This is a genomic window from Parvibaculum indicum (assembly GCF_011762095.1).
Taxonomy (GTDB): Bacteria; Pseudomonadota; Alphaproteobacteria; order Parvibaculales; family Parvibaculaceae; genus Parvibaculum; species Parvibaculum indicum.
The window spans coordinates 218587-244672 of the sequence record NZ_JAASQO010000003.1; the positions used below are offsets into that span (position 1 = coordinate 218587).

Sequence of the window (26086 nt, forward strand, 5' to 3'; positions counted from 1 at the left end):
TGGCAGCATCCTATCTGAAGTGTTCCCGGGGCCGAAGCGGGGCATAGGAGGCGTCCCCCGGCCCATGCTAGGCTTCCCTCAACAATCGGAAAGGAGGCCCGGCATGACGGCATATCAGTTCGAATTCCGTACCATTCGCGGCGAGGCGCTGCCGCTTTCGAGCTTCGAGGGACAGCCGGTGCTCGTCGTGAACACGGCGAGCCAGTGCGGGCTTACGCCGCAATATCGCGAGTTGCAGGGCCTGTGGGAGCGCTACAAGGGCAAGGGCCTTGTGGTGCTCGGCGTGCCGTCGAACGATTTCGGCGCGCAGGAGCCGGGTACGGAAACGGAGATCGTGGAGTTCTGCGAGGTGAACTATTCCGTCGATTTCCCCATGACCGAAAAGCAGGTGGTGATCGGCGGCGAAGCCCATCCTTTCTATCGATGGGCGGTGGAGATCGCCGGTGAGGATGCCGCGCCCAAATGGAACTTCCACAAATATCTGATCGGTCCGGAAGGCGAATTGGTGAATGTCTTCCCAAGCAAGATGAGCCCGCTCGATGCGGCCATCGTCGACGAGATCGAGAGGCTCATCGGTACATGAGGTCCGTTGCGGTTCGCAGCATGTGATCTCTACAAAACAAAAAAGGCCCGGCATCGCTGCCGGGCCTTTCGCATTTCGTATCGCGCCGGTCAGTTGGTCAGCGGCGAGAGACGGATTTCCACGCGGCGGTTCTGCGAGCGGCCTTCCGCCGTGGCGTTGGAGGCGATGGGATTGGATTCGCCCATGCCCGTCACATAGAAGCGGCGGCTGTCGAGGCCCTGGCTCACCAGATACTGCGCGACGCTGTTGGCGCGGCGCTCGGAAAGCGCCTGATTGTATTCGGCAGAACCCGTGGAGTCGGTGAAGCCCGCCACGTCGATCAGCGTCTTGTTGTATTCCTTCAGCACGATCGCAACCGAGTTCAGGACGTCATAGAAGTTGGAGCTGATATCCGAAGAGTCGGTGGCGAAGGTCACATTGCCCGGCATGTTCAGGATGATGTCGTTGCCGACGCGCGTCACGCTCACGCCGGAATTGCGCAGCTTGCGCGTGAGTTCCGCTTCCTGACGGTCCATGTAATTGCCGATGGCGCCGCCGGCCAGCGCGCCGACGCCCGCGCCAAGCAGGATGGCGTTCCGGTTTGCGCCGCCCCGGCCGATGAGCGCGCCGCCGAGGGCGCCTGCGAGGCCGCCCAGAAGGGCGCCCTTCGTGGCGCTGCTGGTCTGCTGTTCGCCGGTATAGGGGTCTTGCGTGGTGCAGGCCGCCAGCCCCAGCGACGAGCACATCACCACGATTGCGAATTTCTTCAATATCATCATCAAGCTCCGGTTTGAGGAGGCCGGACCCGCTCGCATGGGCCCGGTTCCCGAAATTTTTCCTGTGTCGTGACGACAGGCTGCCTCGAAGGGCGAAGCCCCGTTTCCCTTGTCACGCGCTTATAGTCATTCGCGTCCCCCGGCGAGCCGAAAGTGGCGGCGCCGTCCGTCGGCAAATTCCCGCATATGGCCGTAGCGGGCCTGTGGAATTGGCCTGCGCTAGTGTACAAAACCATGTCGGTTTATGCGACAGCCCATATTGACGTGCGCCCATGGCAGAATGTCGACAATCGGGCCGGCTCACCGGCAGGGTAGGTCACCGGGGCCGTTTATACCCGGACAAGGAGCGGCCCGAAGCAAGGGCCGCCAGCTTAAGGAGGGAGCGAATTCATGTCTCTATTCGATCTGACAGGCAAGGTTGCCGTCGTCACCGGCTCGACCCGGGGTATCGGCGAAGCCATCGTCCATCGCATGGCCGAACAGGGCGCCAAGGTGGTGGTCTCGAGCCGGAAGGCGGAGGCCTGCGAGAAGGTTGCCGCCGACATCAACGCCAAGCATGAAGGCGCGGCCATCGCCGTGCCCTGCAACATTTCCGAAAAGGCCGATCTCCAGCGTCTGGTGGATACGGCGAACGAGACTTTCGGAAAAATCGACATTCTGGTCTGCAACGCGGCGGTGAACCCCTATTTCGGTCCGTCGAAGGACATTCCGGACGAAGCCTTCGACAAGATCATGGACGTGAATGTGCGCAGCAATCACTGGCTGTGCCACATGGTTCTGCCGCAGATGGTGGAGCGCAAGGACGGGGCGGTCATCATCGTCTCCTCCATCGGCGGCCTGAAGGGGTCGCCCATTCTCGGCGCCTATTGCCTGTCCAAGGCGGCGGACTTCCAGCTTGCGCGCAATCTCGCGGTGGAATTCGGCGAGCACAATATCCGCGCCAATTGCATCGCGCCGGGTCTCATCAAGACGGATTTCGCCCGCGCGCTCTGGGAAGATCCGGACATCCTCAAGCGCTCCACGGCCGGTGCGCCGTTGAAGCGGATCGGCCTGCCGGACGAGATCGCGGGCGCGGCGGTTTTCCTGGCGAGCCCCGCCGGGGCCTTCATGACGGGCCAGTCGGTCGTCGTGGATGGCGGCGCCACCATCGCCTGAGGAAAGAGATGACAGATCGCCCGCTCTATATCCGTCCCTTCACTGTCGGCGACCGCGCGGCCTGGGACGAGATGTGGGCGGGCTATCTGGCTTTCTACGAAACCTCGCTGGAGCCCGCCGTCTCCGACGATACGTGGGAGCGGTTTCTGGAGCCCGCGCCTGGCCATCTGGGCCTGATGGCGCTGGACGAGGAAATCGGCCCGGTCGGCTTTGCCCACGCGATCGTCCATCCGGGCACATGGAGCCCGAGGCCCGTCTGCTATCTCGAAGATCTTTTCGTGAAACCCGACATCCGGGGGCATGGCGTGGGCCGTGCCCTGATCGAGTGGCTCGCGGAACGCGGGCGCGGGGAGGGCTGGCTGCGCATTTACTGGCAGACCGCGAAGGACAATACCCGCGCTCAGGCGCTTTACGACAAGCTCGCCGAACGCACCGACTGGGTGCGCTACGAACTGGATCTCTAGTATTCCGCACCGCCGCTAGTGACCGCGCAGCGTTTTTCGGTCATTCTCCCCCGAACGTGGAACGGGAGGAGACGGGTATGAAGAGCGCAGTCGTGACGGGCGTATCGACGGGCATCGGGCGAGGCGCCACCAAAGTGTTGGCGGAGAACGGCATTCACGTTTTCGGGACCGTCCGTAAACAGGAAGATGCCGATGCCCTGAAGAAGGAATTCGGCGACCGCGTCACACCGCTCATCCTCGATGTGACCGACGAGGCGGCACTGAGACAGGCCGCTGCGGAGGTGCGCGAAAAGCTCGGCGGCGAAAAGCTGTTCGGCCTCGTCAACAATGCGGGCATCGCGGTATCCGGCCCGCTGGTGGAAATCAATCCCGACGATGTGCGCACGCAGCTCGAAGTGAACGTGATGGGTCCGCTGCTGTCGACCCAGGCCTTTGCGCCGCTGCTCGGCACTGATCCGGACCTCAAGGGTGAGCCCGGCCGGATCGTCAATATCAGCTCGGTGGGCGGCAGGCGGGCCTTCCCGTTTCTCGGTCCCTATTCGGCCTCGAAATTTGCGGTGGAAGGCATGTCGGAAGCGCTGCGGCGCGAACTCATGCTCTTCGGCATCGACGTCATCGTCGTCGCGCCCGGTGCCGTGCGCACCAATATCTGGGACAAGGCGGAAGAGATCGACGTCGCGCCCTATGCGAACAGCCCCTATCTCGACATCCTGCAGAACTTCCAGACGAATTTCGTGGCGCAGGGGCGGAAGGGCCTCAAGCCGGAATATCTGGGCGAGGTGATCCTGAACGCGCTGTCGGCCCGAAGCCCGAAGACGCGCTACGAGGTGTCGCCCGACCCCTTCATCCAGCAAATGATGACGCGCTACCTGCCGCCGCGCATGCTGGACGGGCTTATCGCAAAAATGATCGGTCTTAACAAGAAGAAATAAAAGGGTTTTTAGAAACGCATTTCGCCTGACGAAATATCGGAAGGCGGCGCGTGACATATGAACGGCCCTGGCGGACTCTCGCCCTGCATCAGACAGACAATTGCAGGGATGGAGACCGATGGCCGACCTTCTGGAAACTTCGGCGCGCTTTATCGACAACGACATTTACGAGGGCGCGGGGCTCATCAACCGCCCCACCACCGAGCTGTCGGAAGTCGGCGACGGCATCGCGCTTATCGAGGCCTTTTCGCATGTGGTGACGTTTCGCACTGGCGACGGCCTTGTGCTCTTCGATACCAGTCTCGAAGCCTTTGCCGACGGCGTGAAGAAATCGCTGCGCCGCTGGACCGACGAGCCCGTCTCCAACATCTGCTACACCCATGGCCATGCCGACCATGTGGGCGGCACGGGCTGTTTCCTTTGCGAGGCGCAGGAGAATAGGGCGAAGAAGCCGCGCGTCATCGGCCATGAAAACGTGACCCCGCGCTTCCGCCGCTACGAGCTGACCAACGACTACAATTTCACCATCAATGCGCGCCAGTTCGCCCCGGCTGAAGAGCTGCGCATGGGGGAAGGCACCGGCCCGACGCATCGCCGCTTCGGCCCCGATCCCTGGGTGAACCCGGATGTGACCTTCCGCGACCGCATGTCGTTCAAGGCCGGCGATACGAGCTTCGAGCTGCATCACGCGATCGGCGAGACGGACGACCATCTCTGGGCCTGGGTGCCCGAGCACAAGGCGATCTGTTCCGGTGACTTCGTGACCTGGGTCTTTCCCAATGCGGGCAATCCGCAAAAGGTCCAGCGCTATCCGCTGGAATGGGCCAATGCGCTGCGCGCCATGATGGCCTATGAGCCGGAACTCCTGCTGCCCGCGCACGGTCTGCCCATCGCGGGCAAGGCACGCATCGCCTCCGTGCTCGACACCATCGCCAGCGCGCTGGAAGAGATCGTGAGCCAGTCGCTTGCCATGATGAATGCGGGCGCACGGCTCGACGAGATCATCCATGGGGTGAAGCTGCCCCAGCGCTATTTCGACAAGCCTTACCTCAAGCCCGTCTATGACGAGCCGGAATTCATCATTCACAATATCTGGCGGCTTTACGGCGGCTGGTATGACGGCAACCCGTCGCGCCTGAAGCCGGCGCCGGATGCGGCGGTGGCCGCCGAAGTGGCGGCGCTGGCCGGCGGCAATGCCGCGCTCATTGCGCGGGCCCGCGAGCTTGCGGAAAAGGGCGAGATGCGGCTGGCCTGTCACCTGGCGGAAATGGCCGCGCTGGCCGAGCCCGACAGCCGGGAGGCCCATGCCGCCCGTGCCGAGGTCTACGGCAAGCGCCGCAAGGAAGAAGCGTCCCTCATGTCCAAGGGTATTTTCGGCTTTGCCGAGCGCCAGTCGAGGCAGAAATCGGGCGCCAACGACTAGCCGAACGGCCAAATAAAAACCCCTCGCAGGGGGGAGCTGCGAGGGGTTTAAATTCGGGATCGGCCTGAGGGGGAGGGGAGGGCCGGTCCCGTTACTATCAGAGGGAACAAGCCTTAGGTGGGTTGCGCATCGCTCTCCCGCAAGGGGCCAAGCGGGGCAAGGGGTCTGCCAAAGTGTCGCACCCCTTGAGGCCCCGATTTTCCGCCGTTTGCCTCAGCCTGCCCGGTCCAGCACGTTCCGGAACTTTTCGAAAATTTCCGCAACATGGGACTCCTCCGCGATCAGCGGCGGGGACATGGCCAGCGTGTCGGCGGAGACGCGAAGCATGATGTTTTCGTTATGGAATGCATCACGCATCACGTCGAAGCCGCGCTTGCCCGGCAGCCCGTCCACCGGCGCAAGGTCGAAGCCGACGGCAAGGCCGATGGTGCGGATATCGAGCACCAGCGGATGATCCTTCAGCGCCATGGCGGCTTCCGCGAAAGTCGGCTCCAGCGCGCGGGCGCGCTCGAAAAGGCCCTCGTCGCGATAGAGGTCGAGCGTGGCAAGCCCCGCTGCGGAGGCCATGGGGTGACCCGAATAGGTGTAGCCATGGAAAAGGTCGATGGCGTGGTCGGGGCCCGTCTGGAAGGCTTCGTAGATGTGATTGCGCACGATGCAGCCGCCCATTGGCACGGTGCCGGAGGTGATGCCCTTGGCGAAGGTGAGGATATCCGGGGTGACGCCGAAACGCTCCGCAGCCGTGGCATGACCGAGGCGCCCGAAGCCGGTAATCACTTCATCGAAAATCATCAGGATGCCGTGCTGGTCGCAGATCTCGCGCACGCGCTCCAGATACCCCTTGGGCGGCGGCAGCACGCCGGTCGAACCAGCCATCGGTTCCACGATCACCGCGGCGATGGTGGAGGCATCATGCAGCTCCACCAGGCGCTGAAGGTCGTCGGCGAGATGCGCGCCCCATTCCGGCTGGCCGATGGTGAAGGCCTGCTCGTCGCGGTTATAGGTGTGACGGATATGGTCGGTGCCGGACAGAAGCGGTCCGTAGAATTTGCGATTGGCGACCATGCCGCCGACCGAGATGCCACCGAAGCCGACGCCGTGATAGCCGCGCTCGCGACCGATGAGACGGGTGCGGCTGCCTTCGCCGTTCATCCGGTGATAGGCGATGGCGATCTTGAGCGCCGTGTCGCCCGCTTCCGAACCCGAATTGGCGAAGAAGACATGGTCGAGATCGTTCGGCGCGAGCTGCGCAATGCGGCTGGCCAGCTCGAAGGCCTTGGGGTGGCCGAACTGGAAGGAGGGCGCGAAATCGAGTTCCGCCGCTTGGGCCTGGATCGCGGAAACGATGGGCTCGCGGCAATGGCCGGCATTGCAGCACCAAAGCCCCGCCGTGGCGTCGAGCACCTGTGCGCCGTCGGTCTTGTAGTAGTGCATGTCCTTCGCGCGAGAGATCAGGCGCGGCTCGCGCTTGAACTGCCGGTTGGGCGTGAAGGGAAGCCAGAAGCTTTCAAGATCGTTCGGCGCAGGGGCATCGGCGCTCATGATGCGGTCTCCTTGAGGCAATCGCGTTGCAAAATCTGTATCGGGAAACTAACCGATTGAAATATTCTCGCCACCCGAAAGCAAGGCGGCCCGGCGGTATTTTCATGCGTGACTTGATTGCCGCGTCTAGTATCTTAAACGCATGGCAGGCGATTTCAGACGCGCCCACGGCGCAGGCGACAAACCGGCAGCCCCCGGAACGGAAACGGCGGAGGCGGACGACGATGTCCCCGATATCGGCTCGCGACTGAAGGAGCTGCGCAAGATGCACGGGCTCTCGCAGCGCGAGCTCGCCAAGCGCGCAGGCGTCACCAACGGCACGATCTCGCTCATCGAGCAGAACCGCATCAGCCCGTCCATCGGTTCGCTGAAAAAGGTGCTGGGCGGTTTTCCGATCTCGATTGCCGACTTCCTGACGCTCGACCTGAAGCCGCGCCGCAAGGTGTTCTATGAAGCGAAGGAGCTGCGTGAAATCTCGAAAGGCGATGTGAGCTTCCGCCTTGTCGGGCGCGACACGCGGGGCCGCTCCATCCAGATGATGCATGAGCGCTATGTGCCCGGCGCCGATACGGGCGAGGAGATGCTTTCCCATGCGGGCGAGGAATGCGGCATCGTGATTTCCGGCGTGATGGAACTGACCGTGGGCGGCGAGGTGCGCAAGCTGGTGGCGGGCGACGCCTTCTATTTCGACAGTCGCCTGCCGCATCGTTTCCGCAATCCCGGCACCATCGATTGCGTCGTTGTCTCCGCCTGCACGCCACCCAGCTTTTAAGACGCTCTTAACTTTATCCGTACCGGGAGGGATGGGACGCGTCATGTTTATGGTAAGCGCGTGACGATCCGCTTGTTCGAGATCAAAAAACCTCCCGATTTCACCGCGTCGGTCCCGAAAGGGTTTTGAAGGCGCGCCCGCCGATGCTCTCATGGCGAAAGTGCCGCCGCCCGCATGGCGGGCAGGGCAGGATCACGACAAATTGCCGGATCTACGGGGTACATGACGCGCAGAGCTGTCTCGGTCTTCGCATTATCGGGTCTGTTGGCGTCCGTTTGGGCGGGCGGCGCCCTCGCTGCGCCCGACAACGTACCGGACAGCTATATCTTTTCCGACCAGAACAGCCTGATCTCCATTCATCTCGATGCGCTCGAGCGGGCGGCGGCCGACAAGACAGGCCTGTCCGCCACCGAATTGAGCTTTGCGGGCGCGGGGGGACCGCAACTCGATCTCTCCGCGCTTCCCGATATTCACGAAGTGCCGGGCATGAGCGCGGCAAGGCTGCGCGAGGCGACGCAATGTACCGCCTGCGATCCGCAAGGCGCTGCGCGGATGACGGGCCGTCCGGCTGAAATTTTCAGGGATGCCTATGTCGAGGCGGCTGCGAAGGGCTGGCAGGCGGGCTATGCGGTAATGGCGGCGGCAGCCGATCGCGCGCCCCCCGCCGCGCAGACGGCGAATTTCGGGAGCGAACGGGCCTATCTCGGTTTCATCCGCCGGATCGTGCGCGGCTGGCAGCAGGCGGTCATCGACATATACGAGGCCGACGGACGGCTCGGGGACGACCGGGCCGCGCGCTACCGCGAGGCGATCGGGGGCGCGATGCTGCCCCTGGCGGCGACGGACCGGGCCCCGCTCAGCGCGCGTTTCGGCTGGGCATCGGGCGACGAACTTGCCATGCGCGATCGCTGGCGCCGCGAGGCCCGGCGGATGGAACCGGACGCCGCGGACAAGGTCATTCATGAGGCCCGTCAGGTCGCGTCGGGTCTGGCGCCGATGCCCCTTCTCCGGCCCGAAAAACCCGCTGCGCCGGCGCCTGTCGACCTCCTGCCGGTCGCGCAATTCGTCTCCGGCCTCGCCTGGCGGCATCTGGCGCCGCGCAGCCTCACGCTAGGCAATGGCAAGAATATCGGTTTCTGGGCCCGTACCGCGGGCACCTGGAAGGTCGGGCATGCGACGCGCCGCCTTGCAACGAGCGGCGGTGTGGCCTACCCGCTCGCCGATAACTGGGAGACCGGCGCGATCCTGACATGGGAAGAAACCCATCGCGCGGCGGCTGCGTCGCGCGCCGCGCTGAACGGTCGGGCATGGCTCGTCACGCCCTACATTGCCTGGGCGCCTGAAAGCCATACGCGCATTCGGGTATATGGCGGTTATGGCTGGCGTGAGGACAGGGTGGAAAATCCCGAAGGCGCGGAACGCTATGCTGGCGAGGGCTGGCTCAGCGGGGCGGGGATCCGGGCGCGCTGGAAGCTGGACGAGGAAGGACGTTTCGTCTTCAGCCCGTCGGGGAGTCTGGATGCATCGCGGACCGGTGTGGCCGCATACCGGGACGGTATCAGCGAAACCCGTATTCGCAAGCGCGCTACCGGCAAGGGGCGGCTGACGGTAAAAGTGGCACCGACCGAATATTTTGCCGCCATCGAACCCTATTCCTCGATCTCCTCCCAATGGCGGCTGGACCGGATCATCTATGGCGCCGCGGCCGGGGAGGCCGCCGCGACGCGGCACTTCGTGCACGCGGTGGAAACGGGGGTAAGGCTGAGGGCAAGAGCCCTGCCTTTCAGCACCAGCCTGCGCGCAAGCCTGTCCGATGCGGATGACGAAGAGGAAGAGGTCCGGATCGGCTGGAGTTTCAACTGGCCGCTCTAGGCGTCAAAAGGGCTTCACCACGGCCAGAAAGATGGCTGCGGGAATGGTGGTGACGACCAGAACCGTGCTGACCCGCAGGAAGCGCCAGTGAAAGGCGACGGCGGCCTCGTAGGATTCCATGTCGCCCGCGAGCCGCATCTCGCGCTTGGGCCGCGAGAAATGCGAGATGCGATAGTCCACGATCTCCATCGGAATGAAGACGAGAAGGACGAGAGCGAGCTTCGCGGCCAGCCAGCCCGATGTCTCCGGCGACCAGCCGCCGAGCCAGAGGAGCGTGAGCCCGGTCAGCAGCACCATCGGAAAGGCGACGTGTTCCAGCACCACGCCCCGGTCGAAGGCCTCGATCATGCGGTTGCGGTGCGCGATGGCATCTGCGTCGTCCGGGTTGGCGAAGGCCTTGCGGAAGGCCGGCAGCACATAGTTCTGATAGGCGACGGCGGTCGAAAACGCCCAGATGGCAACGAAGATCAAATGTGCGAATTTGATCTCCGCATACCAGGGCATCAGCAGGTCTTTCATCCTGCCTTATCTCCTCTCGGCAATTCGGCGGTTTTACCGGCGATCAGGCGCTGGCCGTTTCCTTGGCGGCTGCGCTGTGCGTCTGGATGTCCGCAGGCGGCTTGGAGAATTCCGGCTTCTCCGCCGTGAGAGCGGCCAGGGCGTTCTTCCGGTCTTCTTCGTTGAAGCTGCCCGTCGTCAGGCAGAACTCGACGAAATTGTCGTTCGGGTCCTTGGTGTAGATCGAGTAGCACCAGTTATGGTCGATCTCGAGCACGTCATGACCGGCAAGCGCTGCTTGCGGGCCTGCAGCTCGTCCATATCCTTCACGTCGAAAGAGATGTGATTGATATGGTCGGGCACGCCCGCGGCCTTTGAGAGATTGGTCTCGACATTCTCCGTTCCCGGCATGTCGTGCATTTCCCAGAAGGCGATGAATTTGGAATCGTCTTCCATGCGGTAGAAGAAATGCTTGGCCCAACCGCCTTCCGGCGAGGGGCCGACTTCGACCTTCACGAGCTGGAACCCCATCACGCCTTCATAGAAGTCGTGAATGGCCTTCATGTCGCGCGCGGCAAGCGCCAGATGATGATAGCCCATCGTTCAGTCTCCTCCTTTGTCCGTATCCACCATGCTCATCACGTCGGTCGAGCTTCCCTCCGGCGCGGCGACCTCGACGATCCGCTCGTCGACATCGTCATATTCGAGCCGGAGCGCCTTGCTCATGGTGGCGTGCATTTCATAGGTGCAGGTCACATAGGTGAATTCGAGAATCTCCTCGTCGGAGAGGTGCTTCTTCATCTCGTCGAAAATCGCCTCCGGCACGCGGCCCCCCTGAAGCACCAGGCAGTCGGTATAGGCGAGCAGCGCGCGCTCGACGGGTTCCCAGCAATCGGCGATGGGCCAGTGCGGAATGGCGTCGATCTGCTCTTCGGTGAAGCCCACATCGCGGCAGGCCTTGCAGTGCTGCGAAAAGACGAATTGCGAGCCGCGCGCGAACCCGGCCCGGATCTGCCCCAGTTCGCGCAGCTTCGGGTCGAGCTTGCGGTCGGGGCTGCGATAGAACTGGAAACCTTCCGTCGTGTGCTTGAAGGCGTCGGGCACCAGTGCGAAGACGGTCCACCAATTGCCGGGCGTGCCGGTGGCCGTGCCCGGCTCCTTCACCGGATCGCGGTCGCCGAACAGCATCTTGTAGAGCTGCTGGGCGAACGGATCGGCATCGGCCTTTCCGATCTCTCTCAAACGCGGCATCTGGCTCCCTCCCATTGCATCGTTCGGAAAAACGTAAGATAAACTGACAATACTCACAAGGGAGAATTTTGAATGTCTCGCCAGACCGGCCTTCTGGTGGCCCAGCTTCTGAACCGCTTCATGTGGTTCGACGGCGCGCTTCAGCGGAATCTGGAAAAGCGCGGCTGGGGCGGTGTGCGTCGGCTTGAATCCATGACCATGATCTATGTCCATGCGGGTATCCGCCGCCCGTCGGAACTGGCGCGCCTGATCGGCGTGACGCGGCAATCCATGAACACCGCGCTCAGGGAACTGGAGGACAAGAAACTGGTCCGCCTGCAGCCCGACCCGAAAGACAAGCGCTGCAAGATCGTGGAATTCGACCCGGCGGGTGCCGCCATGCGGCATGAGGCGCTCAACGTGATAGAGGAACTGGAAGCGCTGCTGGACGAGAGGCTGGGCGAGGGAACGGCGGACAGGCTGGCCGGCATTCTCGACGCCGATTGGGGAGAAGCGCCGCTGCTGAACGCGGATGGCGAGCGGAAAAAGAAAGAAGCGATATGAGCGAGACGAACACGCTGGACGAATTGCTGGCCAGACCCGGCCTGATCGTGGCGCCCGGTGCCTATGACGCGCTGTCGGCGCGGCTTGCCATGCAGGCGGGCGCGGATGCCGTCTATATGACGGGGTTCGGCGTGGCGGGCTCGACGCTGGGCCTGCCCGATATCGGGTTGATGAGCGCCAGCGAGATGGTCGCCCGCGTGGCCGCGCTGGCGGAGGCTTGCGCGCCCGCACCGCTTTTCGCCGATGGCGACAACGGTCATGGCGGGCCGCTCAATGCCGCGCGGCTGACGAGGGCGTATGAGCATGCGGGTGCTGCCTGCATCCAGATCGAGGATCAGGTCTTCCCCAAGCGCTGCGGTCATATGGAAGGTAAGGAAGTGATCGGGCTGGAGGATGCCGCCGCCAAGATCCGCGCCTGCGTGGACGCAAGGTCGAGCAAGGCCTTCAAGGTGATGGCACGCACCGACGCCCGCGCGACGCATGATCTCGACGAGGCGTTGAGGCGCGGCGAGGCCTTTCTGGAAGCAGGCGCCGATCTCCTTTTCATCGAGGCCCCGCAGACGGAAGCGGAAATGACGAAGGTCTGCGAAACCTTCAAGGGCGTGCCGCTGGTCGCCAATATGGTGGAGGACGGCAAGACGCCCTATCTTCCCGCTCGCGACCTCGAAGCGCTGGGCTTCAAGCTCGCCATCTATCCCGTATCGGCGCTTCTTGCCGTGACGGCGCGGCTGCAATCGGTCTATGCAACGCTTCTCAAAGGGGAAGGGCTACCCAAGGGCGAAGAGCGGGTCACCTTCCAGCGTTATAACGAGTTGATCGGCCTGCCGGAAATGCTGGCCGAGGCCGCCAAGCTCGCCACTGACGAATAAGACGGCCGAATAAGACGAAGGAGACGGTATGCCGAGTTGGGCCAATATCATGAAGCGGATCGCTGCGGGGGAGACGGAGAAGGCCCCGCCCCATGTGACGGCCCTCAATCTCTATGCGGGCGAGCTGACGGTGCTGGAGCCGGGGCGCATCCGCTTCGACTGGCCGGTCAACCCGGATTACATGAACCCGGTGGCTGTTTTCGGCGGCTATCTGGCGACGCTGGCCGACCAGACCTGCTCCTTCGCGCTGATGAGCATGCTGGAGGACGACAGGAACTTCACCACCGCCGACCTCCAGATGCATTTCTTCCGCCCCGTGACGAGCGGCACGCTCCATTGCGAGGGCCATGTCCTCAACAGGTCGAAGAACCAGGCCTATGTGGAGGCCGTCTTCACCAATGACGAGGGCAAGATGTGCCTGAAGGCCCGGGCGGTGGAGAAGATCATCCCAGCGTGAAGGACCGGTCCTACAACCACCTTCGTCGTCATGACCCGGCTTGTCCGGGTCATCCACGCCTTTCTTTTCGGCCTACCCGTATCGCCAAGACGTGGATGGCCCGCATGGAGCGGGCCATGACGCGGGGCCAGATGGGGCTCTTACTGGACTGTTAGGGGTTCGGCTGCTAGAAACCGGCGCATGACAAAGCTCGTTTCCATAGGGGCGAATGAGGGGCGCAAGCCCTGCATAGCGCCGCGAATTAGCCGCCCGGCGTGCCGCTGAGCGCCCCCATGACGAGGGGCCGGGGCACGGACCGGGACCCATCCTGAGCATTCGCGCGAACCCCGAACTTTCCGAGACCCCTCATGTCATCCGAAACGAAATCTGATTCCACGACCGAAAACGAAGAGACCGGCCGCGATTATCGCGAGACGCTCTTCCTGCCCAAAACCGACTTCCCCATGAAGGCGGGCCTGCCCAAGCGCGAGCCGGAATGGCTCGAGCGCTGGGAGAAGATGGACCTCTACAAGCGCCTGCGCGAGGAGTCCAAAGGCCGCGAGACTTTCACCCTGCATGACGGCCCGCCCTACGCCAACGGCAACATCCATATCGGCCATGCCCTCAACAAGACGCTGAAGGACATCGTCGTCCGCTCGCAGCAGATGATGGGCAGGGATGCCGCCTACGTGCCCGGCTGGGACTGCCACGGCCTCCCCATCGAGTGGAAGATCGAGGAGAAGTACCGCAAGAAGGGCAAGAACAAGGACGAGGTGCCGCCGCTCGAATTCCGCCGCGAATGCCGCGAGTTCGCCCAGAAATGGGTGGATGTGCAGCGCGAGGAGTTCAAGCGTCTCGGTGTGCAGGGCGACTGGGAGAACCCCTATCTCACCATGGCCTATGACGCCGAAGCGGTGATCGTGCGTGAGTTCCAGAAATTCCTGATGAACGGCGCGCTCTATCGCGGCTCCAAGCCCGTCATGTGGTCGGTCGTCGAAAAGACCGCGCTGGCGGAAGCGGAAGTTGAATATGCCGACCATGTCTCGCCGACGATCTGGGTGAGGTTTCCGATCGTATTTGAGGTGCCGGATACCCGTGTGGGGTCTAGGGAGAAGGTCAAGGAAGCCGATCCTCTTTGGGGGGCGTCAATCGTCATCTGGACGACCACGCCCTGGACCATCCCGGGCAACCGCGCCATCGCCTATTCCGACAAAATCGACTACGGCCTTTACCGGATCGATGCGGTGAATGAGGGCTCGGCGGCAAAAATCGGCGAGAAGATCGTGCTGGCCGATGCGCTGGCGCCGGAGGTCTTCAAGGCCGCGAATGTGGAATCATGGGAGCGCGAGCATCATGTCGATGCCGACATGCTGAAAGGCATGGTCTGCGCGCATCCTTTCCGCGGGCAGGGCTACGAGTTCGATGTGCCGCTGCTGGCGGGCGACCATGTGACGGAAGAGGCCGGTACCGGCTTCGTCCACACCGCGCCGGGACACGGTCAGGACGATTACATGCTCTGGGTGCAGAATTTCGGCTACAAGGGCATCCCGGAAACGGTGAATGAGGAAGGCACCTATTACGACGACGTGCCGCTCTTTGCCGGATGCTTCGTGCTGAACCGGCAGGGCAAGGACGGCAACGCCAACAAGCGCGTGATGGAAGAGCTCGAAAAGGCGGGCGCGCTGCTCGCCCATGGCAAGCTCACCCATTCCTACCCGCATAGCTGGCGTTCCAAGGCGCCGCTCATCTTCCGCAACACGGCGCAATGGTTCGTCGCCATGGACGCGAAAATCGAGCCTGCAGGCGGCAAGCAACTGCGCGAGGTGGCGCTCGAGGAAATCGACAAGGTGCGCTGGGTGCCCGCGCGCGGGCGCAACCGTATCCATTCCATGGTGGAAGGCCGCCCCGACTGGGTGCTGTCCCGCCAGCGCGCCTGGGGCGTGCCGCTGACGCTCTTCGTGAACAAGAACGACGGCTCGCTCCTGCGCGACGAGGCGGTGAATGCCCGCATCGTGGAGGCTGTGACGCAGGAAGGCGCGGATGCCTGGTTCGAGAAACCGGCGGGCGATTTCCTCGGCAATGACTACAATGCCGAGGATTGGGAAAAGGTGACCGACATTCTCGATGTCTGGTTCGATAGCGGGTCCACCCACGCCTTCGTACTGGAAGAGCGCGGTATGCCGACGCCCGCCGACCTCTATCTCGAAGGGTCCGACCAGCATCGCGGCTGGTTCCAGTCCTCGCTGCTGGAAAGCTGCGCCACGCGCGGCCGCGCACCCTACAAGCAGGTGCTCACCCATGGCATGACGCTGACCGACAAGGGCACCAAGATGTCGAAGTCGCTCGGTAACGCCATCGAGCCGGAAAAGATCATCAAGCAGAACGGCGCCGACATCCTGCGGCTCTGGGTGGCGGGTACGGACTACTGGGACGACCACAATATCGGCGACGCGATCATCAAGTCGAATGTCGAGGCCTACCGGAAACTGCGCAACACCTTCCGCTACATGCTGGGCAATCTCGACGGCTTCGAGGAGAGCGAGCGCGTGGCCGTCGCCGACATGCCGGAGCTTGAGCGCTCGATCCTGCACCGCCTGGCCGAACTCGATCAGCTCGTGCGTCAGGCCTATATGGATTACGACTTCAAGCGCGTGACGCATACGCTGTCGAATTTCATGAACGTGGATCTCTCCGCCTTCTATTTCGACATCCGCAAGGACACGCTTTATTGCGATGCGCCGTCGAGCCTGCGTCGCCGCGCCTGCCGCACGGTGCTCGACGAACTCTTCAACTGCCTGACGGCCTGGCTTGCGCCGGTGCTTTGCTTCACGGTGGAAGAAGTGTGGCTGTCGCGCTTCCCGGGCGAGGATAATTCGGTGCATCTGCGCACCTTTCCGGATGTGCCGGCCGACTGGCGCAACGAGGCGCTGTCGGAAAAATGGAAGAAGGTCCGGGAACTTCGCCGCGTCGTTACCGGCGCGCTGGAGGTGGAGCGCCGCGAAAAACGCATCGGCGCGAGCCTCGAAGCCGCGCCGGAGGTTTACGTATCGAGGCCCGAACTCGTCGAGGCGATGCAGGGGCTCGACCTCGCGGAAATCGCCATCACCAGTCAGGCGAGCCTGATCGAGGGCGACGGTCCGTCGAACAGTTTCCGGCTGGAAGATGTCCCCGGCGTTGCCGTGGTGCCTAAACTGGCGGAGGGACGGAAATGCGCGCGCTCGTGGAAAATTCTGCCCGAGGTTGGTTCCGATCCGGACTATCCTGACCTGACGCCCCGCGATGCCGAGGCGGTGAGGGAATGGGACGCGAAATCCGCGGCGTGAACGGCAAGCAGAGGGAATGGCGATGAAATGGGCGGCCTCCGATCTCTTCAAGCGTGAGACCTGGTGGGGCCCTCTGTCGCTCGCCGGGCTCGTCGTCGCCATTCTCGCCTTCGCAAGCGATCGCCTCCACAAATGGTGGATGCTTTTCCAGTACGACATGCCGGAAAAGGTCCGCGTAGAGGTCACCGGATTTTTCGACCTCGTCATGGCCTGGAACAAGGGCGTGAGCTACGGCCTCTTTCAGGCGGAAGGAACGGGCGGGGTCGTGCTGCTCATCCTCTTTGCGCTGCTGGTCGTGGGGGGCTTGAGCCTCTGGCTTGCCCGGGTGGCGCATTGGCGCATGGCGCTCGCCATCGGTCTCGTCATCGGCGGGGCGCTGGGCAACGTCTATGATCGATTCGTCTATGGCGCGGTCGCCGACTTCTTCAGCTTCCACGCCTGGGGCTATTACTGGTACATCTTCAATGTCGCCGATATCTGGATCGTGCTGGGCGTGGTCCTGATTTTCCTCGATTCCATGCTGGAAAGCGGGGAAGAAAAGGCGGCAGCGGGTCGCGGCGACGGCGAGCGGGGCTGAACGGGCTTCGCCTCTGGCCTAACCGGAACGATCTGCTAGGATGCGCCTCAAATATCGCGGCGACCGGCCAGGGGGCCGCGAAACGGATCGTCCCGAACGCCGAAAGGCCTTTGGGGACAGGGAGTTGAACGGGTTCATGAGCATGTCCGCAAACAGGAAACCGGCCCGCCGCATGGCGGCCATCATCGCCATCGGCACGCTTTCGCTGGGTCTGGCCGGCTGCGGCGGGGGTGGCCTTACCGACGCGCTCGGCATGGGCAAGAATGCGCCGGACGAGTTTGCCGTCGTCACCAAGGCGCCGCTTGTGATCCCGCCGGATTATTCGCTCCGCCCGCCCGAGCCGGGTGCGCCGCGCCCGCAGGAGGCCAGCCTGTCGCCTTCCGCCACTGCGCAGGAAGCCCTGATCGGCGGCAATGGACAAAGCGCCCCCGCCGCCGAAACGCTGTCGCCGGGTGAAAAGGCGCTGCTCGCCAATGCGGGCGCCGACAAGGCCGACCCCCGTATCCGTCAGGTGGTGAATGCCGAAAGCCGCTCGCTCGTGGAGCGGGACGACAGCTTCGTGGACGATGTTCTCTTCTGGAAAGACGGCAGCACGCCGCCTGCAGAGCCCATGGTGAACGCACCGGAAGAGGCCAAGCGCATCCGGGCGAACACGGCCGAAGGCAAGCCCGCCACGGAAGGCGAAACGCCGACTGTGGAGCCCGAGGAAAAGGGCATTCTGGAAGATATTTTCTGACCGCCCTTTCAGTCGGCGATTGCCTTTCCGTCACGGCCATCAAGGCGGGACGACCGTTTGATGAACGGGTTTTAACTGCGCGTCGTCCGGGGCGGCCGATAGCATGACGCGATGGGTCCCTTCGCGGCCCCAAGGGCCGCGTGAGGAGACTGTTTTGACGTTTGCGATTTTCTCTCCGATGAAAATGCCGTTCCGCCGGCTGGCGCTCGGTTGTGTCATGGCCGTCTCGCTGGCGGCGGCGCCCGCATTGGCGGAAAAGCCCGCCGATACCGCGCCGCAGAGCTTCAGCCTGTCCAACGGCATGCGCGTTCTCGTGATCCCGGATCATCGCGCCCCCGTCGTCACCCATATGGTCTGGTACGATGTCGGATCCGCCGACGAGACGAAGGGCAAGACAGGGCTTGCGCATTTTCTCGAACATCTGATGTTCAAGGGAACGAAGGACGTGGCCCCGGGCGAATTCGCCAGGATCGTCGACCGCAATGGCGGCAGCGAGAACGCCTTCACCAGCTACGACTACACCGCCTATTACGAAGTGATCGCCAGCGACCGGCTGCCGCTCGTCATGGAGTTGGAGGCCGACCGCATGGCCAATCTTCGCCTGACGGACGAGGTGGTCTATCCCGAGCGCGATGTGGTGCTGGAAGAATACCGCATGCGTATCGAGAACAATCCCATGTCGGCTTTGAGACAGAAGATGGACCAGGCGCTTTATGGTCCTCATCCCTATGTGCGGCAGGTGATCGGGGTGAAGAAGGATGTCGAAGGGCTGACCAGAGAGGACGCCCGCGCCTTTTACGACCGCTACTACACGCCGAAAAACGCGACGCTGGTGGTGGCGGGCGATATCGATGCCGAGGATCTGAAACCGCTGGCGGAAAAATATTACGGCGTGCTGAAGAACCGCGCCGAGCGTATCGAGCATGACGCCCCGCCGGTGAAGCCGTTGGCGAAATCGGTCCGCGAGGTCGTGCATGACAAGCGTGTCGGGGAGCCGGTTTGGCTTCGGACCTATCTCGCACCGAACTATGTGGCGCTGTCGCCGAAAGAGGGCGCGGCCTTTGACGTGCTGGGGCAGATCCTCGGCGACGGAACGACGAGCCGCCTCTACAAGGCGCTGGTGGTCGATCAGGGCATCGCGGCGGCGGCGCAGAGCTGGTATTCCGGCGGGCGGCGCGATAGCGGCGGGTTTGGTTTTTACGCCATTCCGCGTGGACGGGCGAGTTTTGCCGACATCGAAAAATCCGTCGATGCCGTGATCGGCAATCTGCTGAAGAACGGCGTCACCGGGGAAGAGTTGAAGCGCGCCAAGACGCTGATCGAGGCCGGCTCCGTCTATGCGCGCGACGACCAGAAGGGGCTGGCCAATGCCTATGGCAGCGCCCTGATGGTCGGCGTGAAGCCTGAAATCGTCCATGACTGGCCGTCCTATGTGAAACAGGTCACCGCCGGGGATGTAATGGAAGCTGCGCGCAAGGTGTTCGACGGAACCCATTACGTGACGGGCGAATTGCTGCCGGAGGAAAAATCGTGAATCGCATCCTTTCCTTCATCGCAGCTTCCTTTCTTGTTCTGGGTATCGCCGGTCCCGCGAGGGCGCTGGACATCGAGCGGGTGGTAAGCCCCGGCGGCATCGAGGCATGGCTCGTCGAGGAGCATCAGGTGCCGGTGGTCGTCATGAAGGCGGCCTGGATCGGCGGCGCGGCCTACGACCCCAGGGACAGGCAGGGGCTTGCCAATATGGTCTCCGGTCTGCTGGACGAAGGCGCCGGCGATATGGACTCGCAGACCTATCAGAAGACGCTGGACGACAATGCGGTGAGGCTCGGCTTCGATGCGGGGCGCGACACTTTCTCGACCACGCTGAAGACGCTGGACGATCGCCGCGACGAGGCCTTCCGCCTCTTCGCATTGGCGGTGAGCAAACCCCGCTTCGATGAGCAGGCGGTGGAACGCATCCGCGCCCAGATCCTCACGGGCCTGTCGCAGAAGAAGGAAGACCCGAACTGGCTGGCGGGCCGCGCCTGGTTCGAGAGCGCTTTTGGCGATCATCCCTATGCCCGGCCCTCCAACGGGACGCCGGAAAGCGTCCAGGCGATCACTCGGGAGGATCTCAACGGGTTCGCGAAGCGCGTGTTGGCGCGCGACAATCTGAAAATCGCCGTGGTCGGTCCGATCACGCCCGAGGAACTCGGTCCGTTGCTCGACAAGGCTTTTGGCGATCTGCCGGAAAAGGCCGATTTGCCGTCGCTTCCCGACATGACGATTGCAACGCGGAAGAAGCCGATCATTGTCGAAAAGCCCTTCCCGCAATCGGTCGTATTGTTCGGTACGCCGGGCATCAAGCGCGAGGATCCGGATTTCATCCCCGCCTATGTGATGAATTATGTGCTGGGGGGCGGCAGTTTCTCTTCCCGACTGGTGGAGGAGGTGCGCGTCAAGCACGGCCTCGTCTATTCGATCGGCACCTCGCTCTATCCGCTGGATCACTCGGGCTTTTTCTTCGGCCAGTTCGGCACCAAGAACAAGACGGTCGGCGTTGCGCTCAAGATTGTGCGCGAGCAGCTGGAACGCATGGCGAAATCCGGCGTCACAGCCGAGGAGCTGAAGGATGCCAAGACCTATCTCACCGGGTCCTATCCGCTGGGATTCGATTCGAACGGTTCCATCGCCAGCCGGCTGCTGGGCATTCAGCTTGAAAACCTCGGCATCGATTATGTTGAAAAGCGTAACGGCCTCGTCGAGGCGGTGACGCGCGAGGACGTGCAGCGGGCGGCGAAGCGGATTCTCGGCTCGGGCAAATGGCTTGTCGCCGTGGTCGGCCAGCCCGACCTTTCCGAGGATGTGCCCGCCGAAGGCGATCTGAAACCCGACGGAGAGGCGCCCCGGCACGGCGACACCGGCGGCCTCGACTGATCCGGCACGCCGCCGCTGCGGAGACGTCGCGGCTGGTTGCGCGTGGGGCTTCTTGCTAGGCTTCGATGACCGGCATCCGCCGGATCCATCCAGCCAGGTGTGAGCAGCGCATGACCAGTCCGCATTACCAGCAATCCATCGATACCTGCTTCGAGACGGCGATCGGGACCGGCGGCATTTCCGCATCCACCTTCGATGTCAGGCTCGCCGGGGCGGACAAGGCGCTTGCCTGGCTGCGCGACGCCTATGAGACGGGATCCCTGCCTGTCCTGCGTGTGCCGGAACGCCGCGACGATATTCCCGCGCTGAAAGAGGTGGCCGACGGTCTTCTGAAGGATACGAGCGATCTTTTCCTGTTCGGCATTGGCGGCTCGTCGCTCGGTGCGCAGGCGCTGGCGCAGCTTACCGGCTGGGGCACGCCCGCGCATGCGGTTCTGGAGGAACGCCCGCGCATCCATCTCGTGGACAATCTGGATGCCGTCACGATGGACGCATTGCTCGCGAATTGCGATCTGCGGACGACGCGCTTCCTCGTCGTCTCCAAATCCGGCGGTACGGTCGAGCCTGCCATGCAGATGCTGGTGGCCATGAGTGCCATCGAAAAGGCCGGTGGCGGCAAATACATGAAGCATCATTTCGCCGTGCTGACCGAACCGGCAAAGGACGGCAAGCCCAATGCGCTGAGAGCGCTGGCGGAGGCGCACGGATTTCCGGCGCTGGAGCACGACCCCGGCGTGGGCGGCCGTTTTGCCGTGCTTACCAATGTCGGTCTCGCGCCGGCGCATCTTTTCGGGCTCGATGTCGAGGCAATCCGCGAAGGCGCCTTTTCCGTCATGAAGCCGATCCTGGATGGGGCGGCAGCAGGCGATGTTGCGCCGGCGCAGGGTGCTGCCCTCTCGCTTGCCTTCTCGGAAGAAAAACACGCCAATATGAGTGTCTTCCTCGCTTATGCCGACAGGCTGGAGCGCTTTCTTGCATGGCATGTGCAGCTCTGGGCGGAGAGCCTCGGCAAGGAGGGGAAAGGCACGACACCGATTCGCGCGCTCGGCCCGGTGGACCAGCACAGCCAGTTGCAGCTTTGGCTGGGCGGCCCGAAGGACAAGCTTTTCAATGTCTTCACGACCGACACGAAGGGCACGGGGCCCGCGATTGCGCCGGAGATTGCGAAGGGCACGGGCTTTGAGGCATTGTCCGGTCACACGGTCGGCGACCTCGTCGATGCCGAGCAGCGCGCAACCTTCGATACGCTGGCGAATAACGGTCTGCCTGTGCGCGGGTTTCATGTGCCCGTACTGAACGAAAAGGCCATCGGCGCGCTTCTCATGCATTTCATGCTCGAAACCATGATCGCCGGGCACATGATGGGCATTAACACCTTCGATCAGCCCGCCGTTGAAGAAGGAAAGATTCTCGCCCGGAATTATTTGGCGGAAGGAAAGGGATAAGCCGCGCATGACGCGCATTCGCCGTCTCAGCGAAGGAACGATCAACCGCATCGCCGCGGGTGAAGTGGTCGAACGTCCGGCAAGCGCCGTGAAGGAGCTTGTCGAGAATGCGATCGACGCAGGCGCGCGCCATGTGGACATCGTCATTCAGGGTGGAGGACGCGACCTTATCCGCATCACCGACGATGGCTGTGGCATGAGCGTGGAAGAACTGGAGCTGGCGGTCGAGCGCCACGCAACCTCGAAACTCGCCACGGATGAAGCGGGACGCGAAGACCTGATGCGCATCGCGACGCTTGGCTTTCGCGGCGAGGCGCTGCCCTCCATCGGCGCGGTGGCAAGGCTCTCCATCGTCTCGCGCGCGCAAGGGGCGGACACCGCGCATCGCATCAGCGTGGAAGGCGGGCGCAAATCCGCCGTCGAGCCCGCCGCCGGCCCGCCCGGTACGCGGATCGAGGTGCGCGACCTCTTTTATGCGACGCCGGCCCGCCTCAAATTCATGAAGAGCGAGCGCGCCGAGACCATGGCCGTTTCCGATACGGTGAAACGGCTCGCCATGGCGCATCCCGAAATCGGCTTCACGCTGACGAGCGAGAGCCGCAACATGCTGCGTGTGGAGCCGGAACTGCCCGGGGAGGGAGGCCGGCTTTCGCGGCTGTCGGCGATCATGGGGCGCGACTTCTCATCCAATGCGCTGCCTATCGATGCGATGCGTGAGAATGTACGCCTGACGGGTTTCGCGGGTCTGCCGACATACAATCGCGGCAATGCGCAGCTCCAGTATCTTTTCGTCAATGGACGCCCGGTGCGTGACAAGCTGGTGGTGGGCGCGGTGCGCGGCGCCTATGCCGATTTCCTGGCGCGCGACCGGCATCCGGTCGTCGCTCTCTTTGTCGAGATCGATCCCTCGCAACTCGATGTGAATGTGCATCCGGCGAAAACCGAAGTGCGCTTCCGCGATGCGGGGCTTGTGCGCGGACTGATTGTCGGCGCACTCAAATATGCGCTGAACGAAGCGGGCCACCGTGCGTCCACGACGGTGGCCGGCGATGCGCTCTCCGCTTTGCGGCCGGGTGCGGCCCCGGCGCCGGCTCATCCCGCATATGCCTATGCGGCCGATCCGGGCTGCCCGTCGGGCTTTGCCGAACCGGCTCCCGCCCCCGCATCGGACTGGCAGGGCAGTTTTTCCGGTCTTTCCGGTCCTTCGGCGCGCGTTACCGAAACGCCGGAAATGCCTGCGCCGCAAGGCTTCCCCGAAACCGGGCAGCAAGAGCCGCCTCAAGACTATGCTCTGGGCGTTGCCCGCGGACAGCTTCACGAAACCTATGTCATTGCGCAAACGGCGGACGGCATCGTCATCGTGGACCAGCATGCGGCCCATGAAAGGCTCGTCTATGAGCGCATGAAAAAGGCGATGGCCGAACGCGGCATTCCGCGCCAGATGCTGCTCATTCCCGAAGTGGTGGAGCTGGAAGAGGCGGAGGCCGAACGCCTGACCGCCCGGACGGAAGAGCTTGCCGAACTCGGTTTCGTGCTGGAGGGCTTCGGCGGCGGCGCGGTCGTGGTGCGCGAAGTGCCGGCGCTTTTCGGCAAGCTCGACGTGGCAGGACTTGTCCGCGATCTGGCCGACGACCTCACCGAGATGGAAGAGGCATTGACGCTGAAGGAAAAGCTCGAAGATGTGTGCGGCACCATTGCCTGTCACGGGTCGGTCCGCGCCGGCCGCCGCCTGACAGCCGAGGAAATGAATGCGCTCCTGCGTGAAATGGAGGCGACGCCCCATTCCGGCCAATGCAATCATGGCCGTCCCACCTATGTGGAACTGAAGCTCGCCGATATCGAGAAGCTTTTCGGGCGGCGCTGATCAGGCCTTTTCAGCCAGCAACCTTTCCAGAAATATCGTCAGGTCGTCGGTCACGTGATGGACATGGCCGTCTTCCGCACCTTCCGCGGAAAGTTTCTGGTGCCGCGGCGCATCCGGCGCGGGATGCGGCGGCTTCACCCAGACTGTTGTCATGCCGAGCTCATGCGGCACGACGAGATTGCGGGCAATGTCTTCGAACATGGCCGCGCGCGCAGGCTCCACGCCGCTTGCTTCGATGAAGCGGTCATAGGCGGCCCGGCGCGGCTTCGGCTCGTAGCGCGTGGTGGCAATGTCGAACATGGCGTCGAAATGATGGTCGATGCCCAGTTGTCTCGCAACGTTCTCCGCATGGGCCAGCGAGCCGTTGGTGAAGATCACCTTCCGGCCCGGCAGCCGCGCAATCGCCTCGCCCAGCGTCAGATTTGCCGGTACGCCGGAGACGTCGATGTCATGCACATAGTCGAGGAAGTCGCCCGGCGTCATGCCATGGACGCTCATCAGCCCCGACAGCGTCGTCCCGTGCTCGACGTAATAGTGCTTTTGCACGCGCCGCGCTTCTTCTTCATCCAGCTTGAGATAATTCATGATGAAGTCGCACATCCGCCGGTCCACTTGCGAAAAGAGATCGCAGGCCGGTGGATAGAGCGTGTTGTCGAGATCGAAAACCCAGTGTTCCACATGGTTAAACGAACCTTGCGGGCGCGGCGCGGCGGCGGGGTTTTCGTGCATGCTGTTTTCCATACCCCATATGTGGCTCGCCCCGGCGCCGATGACAAGCGGCGGATTAATCGGACGTTAAGCCGGGGGCCGCAAGCTTTCGGGTGAAGCCCGTGTTGGCAGTATCGGAGTAATGAGGTGGGTCTTTTAGCGAGCCTTTTTCGGCGGCGGCGTCTGCCGAGCAAGATGGGCTATCAGGACGCGCGCGAGGCTCTGGAAAGCCGCAATCGCGAGGTGAAGCGCGAGCTCGCCGCCCGCGAGGATGCGCCGCCGGAAACCCTTTACTACCTCGCCTGCGACGATGACCGCGACGTACGTCAATGCGTGGCGGCCAACCCGTCGACCCCCATTCATGCCGATGAATTGCTGCAGACCGATGCCGATGACGATGTGCGCGTGGAACTGGCCCGCAAGCTCGGCCGGCTGCTGCCCGACATGGACGATGCCGAACGGCTGAACCTGCGCGAACGTGTGCTGCGTCTGATCGAAAGGCTCGCCGCCGACGAGGTACCCCGCGTGCGCGCCATGCTCGCCGAGGAGATCAAGTCCTGTCCCCTCATCCCCAGGCGCCTGGCGCTCCGGCTTGCCCGGGACACGGAAATTGCGGTGTCGGCCCCCATCCTCCAGTATTCGCCGCTGCTTTCCGACGAGGATCTGGTCGAGCTTATTGCGACCGCGCGTGTCGAAGGGGCGATCGAAGCCATGGCGAGGCGGGCGCACCTGAGCCCAGCCGTATCCGAAGCGGTGGTCGCGACCCTCGACATTGCAGCCATCGGCCAGTTGCTGGCGAATGACAATGCGCAGATCCGCGAGGACACATTGCAGCAGGTCATTGCCCAGGCCGCGGACATCGAGAGCTGGCACCAGCCGCTCGCCATGCGCCCGGGCCTTTCCCTGAGGGCGATGAAGCGCATTTCCAGTTTCGTCTCCCGCTCCCTTCTTGAAACGCTGGCCAACCGTCATGGCCTCGACGACGAGACGCGCGATCTGCTGAAGGCCCGCCTGCAGGAGCGGCTGGAAGGCCCGGCGAAGGAGGAGGCGCCGGTCGGTCCGCTTGCCGCGATAGCGAAAGCGTATGAAGAAGGACGGCTCGGAGACGAACAGGTAATGGAAGCGGCCACGCTTCAGCAGCGTGACGCGGTGGCGCTGGCCCTGTCGTCTCTCTCCGGTGCGCCGCTGGAGCGCGTGGATGCGGTGCTGAAATCGAAAAGCGGTCGCGCGGTCACGGCGCTTTGCTGGCACGCGGGCCTTTCCATGCGCACCGCACTACAGGTGGAGCGCCATATCGCACTGGTGGAAAAGGGGCATCTCCTGCTGCCTCGCGCAGGGACGGACTTCCCGCTCGATGAGGAAGAGATGCGATGGCATCTCGACTATTTCGATATCGAGGCGTGAACGCGCGAAGCGGACCCG

At 63.3% G+C, this 26086-nt stretch carries 25 protein-coding genes; 18 read left to right on the forward strand and 7 right to left on the reverse strand.

Translation table 11 applies throughout. The features are described 5' to 3' along the window. Positions 1–103 precede the first annotated feature (103 nt). A complete protein-coding gene (locus FHS78_RS05395; RefSeq protein ID WP_167091354.1) occupies positions 104–583 on the forward strand; it encodes a glutathione peroxidase in 480 nt (159 codons plus the stop codon). An 89-nt stretch (positions 584–672) separates the two neighbouring features. Here the strand turns inward: FHS78_RS05395 and FHS78_RS05400 are convergent, their stop codons facing one another. Continuing rightward, positions 673–1335: a YiaD family glycine zipper/OmpA-like lipoprotein gene (locus tag FHS78_RS05400; protein ID WP_167091754.1), complete on the reverse strand. Its 663-nt coding sequence runs from the start codon at positions 1333–1335 to the stop codon at positions 673–675. Positions 1336–1728: 393 nt separating this feature from the next. On the opposite strand from FHS78_RS05400, the gene FHS78_RS05405 reads away from it, so the two are divergent. The 4 genes from FHS78_RS05405 to FHS78_RS05420 all read left to right on the forward strand — a co-directional run bounded on the left by FHS78_RS05405 (position 1729) and on the right by FHS78_RS05420 (position 5312). Next, positions 1729–2493 carry an SDR family NAD(P)-dependent oxidoreductase gene (locus FHS78_RS05405; RefSeq protein ID WP_167091356.1) on the forward strand — a complete coding sequence of 255 codons (765 nt, stop codon included), beginning with the start codon at positions 1729–1731 and terminating at the stop codon, positions 2491–2493. 8 nt (positions 2494–2501) lie between these two features. Further along, a complete protein-coding gene (locus FHS78_RS05410) occupies positions 2502–2957 on the forward strand; it encodes a GNAT family N-acetyltransferase (RefSeq protein WP_167091359.1) in 456 nt (151 codons plus the stop codon). 77 nt (positions 2958–3034) lie between these two features. Further along, positions 3035–3889 (forward strand): SDR family oxidoreductase, encoded by an 855-nt coding sequence (locus FHS78_RS05415; RefSeq protein ID WP_167091362.1) that lies wholly within the window; start codon positions 3035–3037, stop codon positions 3887–3889. A gap of 118 nt (positions 3890–4007) precedes the next feature. Then, the gene (locus FHS78_RS05420) at positions 4008–5312 is read left to right on the forward strand and encodes an alkyl sulfatase dimerization domain-containing protein (protein ID WP_167091365.1); all 1305 of its coding nucleotides are present in this window, start codon (positions 4008–4010) and stop codon (positions 5310–5312) included. 213 nt (positions 5313–5525) lie between these two features. Here FHS78_RS05420 and aptA read toward each other — a convergent pair whose 3' ends face one another. Beyond that, complete coding sequence (aptA, locus tag FHS78_RS05425; RefSeq protein ID WP_167091368.1) at positions 5526–6854, reverse strand: omega-aminotransferase AptA; 1329 nt, start codon at positions 6852–6854, stop codon at positions 5526–5528. 142 nt (positions 6855–6996) lie between these two features. On the opposite strand from aptA, the gene FHS78_RS05430 reads away from it, so the two are divergent. Continuing rightward, positions 6997–7626, forward strand: a complete 630-nt coding sequence (locus tag FHS78_RS05430; protein WP_167091371.1) for a cupin domain-containing protein — start codon at positions 6997–6999, stop codon at positions 7624–7626. 222 nt (positions 7627–7848) lie between these two features. After that, entirely contained in the window at positions 7849–9498 is a 1650-nt protein-coding gene (locus FHS78_RS05435; RefSeq protein WP_167091374.1) for an autotransporter domain-containing protein, read from the forward strand. Positions 9499–9501: 3 nt separating this feature from the next. Here the strand turns inward: FHS78_RS05435 and FHS78_RS05440 are convergent, their stop codons facing one another. Genes FHS78_RS05440 through FHS78_RS05450 form a run of 4 tightly spaced genes read right to left on the reverse strand, consistent with a single transcriptional unit; the run spans position 9502 to position 11247 of the window. Beyond that, complete coding sequence (locus FHS78_RS05440) at positions 9502–10017, reverse strand: hypothetical protein (RefSeq protein ID WP_167091377.1); 516 nt, start codon at positions 10015–10017, stop codon at positions 9502–9504. Between the two features lie 43 nt (positions 10018–10060). Next, positions 10061–10273 carry a hypothetical protein gene (locus tag FHS78_RS19225; protein ID WP_205305207.1) on the reverse strand — a complete coding sequence of 71 codons (213 nt, stop codon included), beginning with the start codon at positions 10271–10273 and terminating at the stop codon, positions 10061–10063. Continuing rightward, complete coding sequence (locus FHS78_RS05445; protein WP_205305208.1) at positions 10195–10596, reverse strand: VOC family protein; 402 nt, start codon at positions 10594–10596, stop codon at positions 10195–10197. The genes FHS78_RS19225 and FHS78_RS05445 overlap by 79 nt, the downstream gene beginning before the upstream one ends. Before the next feature lie 3 nt (positions 10597–10599). Then, positions 10600–11247: a carboxymuconolactone decarboxylase family protein gene (locus FHS78_RS05450; RefSeq protein ID WP_167091380.1), complete on the reverse strand. Its 648-nt coding sequence runs from the start codon at positions 11245–11247 to the stop codon at positions 10600–10602. A 72-nt stretch (positions 11248–11319) separates the two neighbouring features. On the opposite strand from FHS78_RS05450, the gene FHS78_RS05455 reads away from it, so the two are divergent. The 10 genes from FHS78_RS05455 to mutL all read left to right on the forward strand — a co-directional run bounded on the left by FHS78_RS05455 (position 11320) and on the right by mutL (position 23956). Further along, positions 11320–11790, forward strand: coding sequence for a MarR family winged helix-turn-helix transcriptional regulator (locus FHS78_RS05455; RefSeq protein ID WP_167091383.1), 471 nt, complete (start codon positions 11320–11322; stop codon positions 11788–11790). Continuing rightward, a complete protein-coding gene (locus tag FHS78_RS05460) occupies positions 11787–12659 on the forward strand; it encodes an isocitrate lyase/PEP mutase family protein (RefSeq protein ID WP_167091386.1) in 873 nt (290 codons plus the stop codon). Before FHS78_RS05455 ends, FHS78_RS05460 begins: the two co-directional genes overlap by 4 nt. A gap of 28 nt (positions 12660–12687) precedes the next feature. Continuing rightward, positions 12688–13116 carry a PaaI family thioesterase gene (locus FHS78_RS05465; RefSeq protein WP_167091389.1) on the forward strand — a complete coding sequence of 143 codons (429 nt, stop codon included), beginning with the start codon at positions 12688–12690 and terminating at the stop codon, positions 13114–13116. 347 nt (positions 13117–13463) lie between these two features. Then, entirely contained in the window at positions 13464–16418 is a 2955-nt protein-coding gene (gene ileS / locus FHS78_RS05470) for an isoleucine--tRNA ligase (protein WP_167091392.1), read from the forward strand. Between the two features lie 16 nt (positions 16419–16434). Next, positions 16435–16995, forward strand: coding sequence for a signal peptidase II (lspA, locus tag FHS78_RS05475; protein WP_167091410.1), 561 nt, complete (start codon positions 16435–16437; stop codon positions 16993–16995). A 136-nt stretch (positions 16996–17131) separates the two neighbouring features. Continuing rightward, positions 17132–17731: a DUF3035 domain-containing protein gene (locus tag FHS78_RS05480; RefSeq protein ID WP_205305209.1), complete on the forward strand. Its 600-nt coding sequence runs from the start codon at positions 17132–17134 to the stop codon at positions 17729–17731. A gap of 154 nt (positions 17732–17885) precedes the next feature. After that, positions 17886–19265 carry a M16 family metallopeptidase gene (locus FHS78_RS05485; protein ID WP_167091413.1) on the forward strand — a complete coding sequence of 460 codons (1380 nt, stop codon included), beginning with the start codon at positions 17886–17888 and terminating at the stop codon, positions 19263–19265. Continuing rightward, on the forward strand, positions 19262–20647 hold the full coding sequence (locus tag FHS78_RS05490) for an insulinase family protein (protein ID WP_167091417.1): 1386 nt from the start codon (positions 19262–19264) through the stop codon (positions 20645–20647). Before FHS78_RS05485 ends, FHS78_RS05490 begins: the two co-directional genes overlap by 4 nt. A 110-nt stretch (positions 20648–20757) precedes the next feature. Beyond that, positions 20758–22092: a glucose-6-phosphate isomerase gene (locus FHS78_RS05495; RefSeq protein WP_167091420.1), complete on the forward strand. Its 1335-nt coding sequence runs from the start codon at positions 20758–20760 to the stop codon at positions 22090–22092. A 7-nt stretch (positions 22093–22099) separates the two neighbouring features. Continuing rightward, positions 22100–23956 (forward strand): DNA mismatch repair endonuclease MutL, encoded by a 1857-nt coding sequence (gene mutL, locus FHS78_RS05500; protein WP_167091423.1) that lies wholly within the window; start codon positions 22100–22102, stop codon positions 23954–23956. Here mutL and FHS78_RS05505 read toward each other — a convergent pair whose 3' ends face one another. Beyond that, entirely contained in the window at positions 23957–24685 is a 729-nt protein-coding gene (locus FHS78_RS05505) for a pyrimidine 5'-nucleotidase (protein ID WP_167091426.1), read from the reverse strand. Between the two features lie 126 nt (positions 24686–24811). Here FHS78_RS05505 and FHS78_RS05510 point away from each other — a divergent pair, with 126 nt between their 5' ends. Next, a complete protein-coding gene (locus FHS78_RS05510; RefSeq protein ID WP_167091429.1) occupies positions 24812–26068 on the forward strand; it encodes a DUF2336 domain-containing protein in 1257 nt (418 codons plus the stop codon). Positions 26069–26086: the final 18 nt, after the last annotated feature.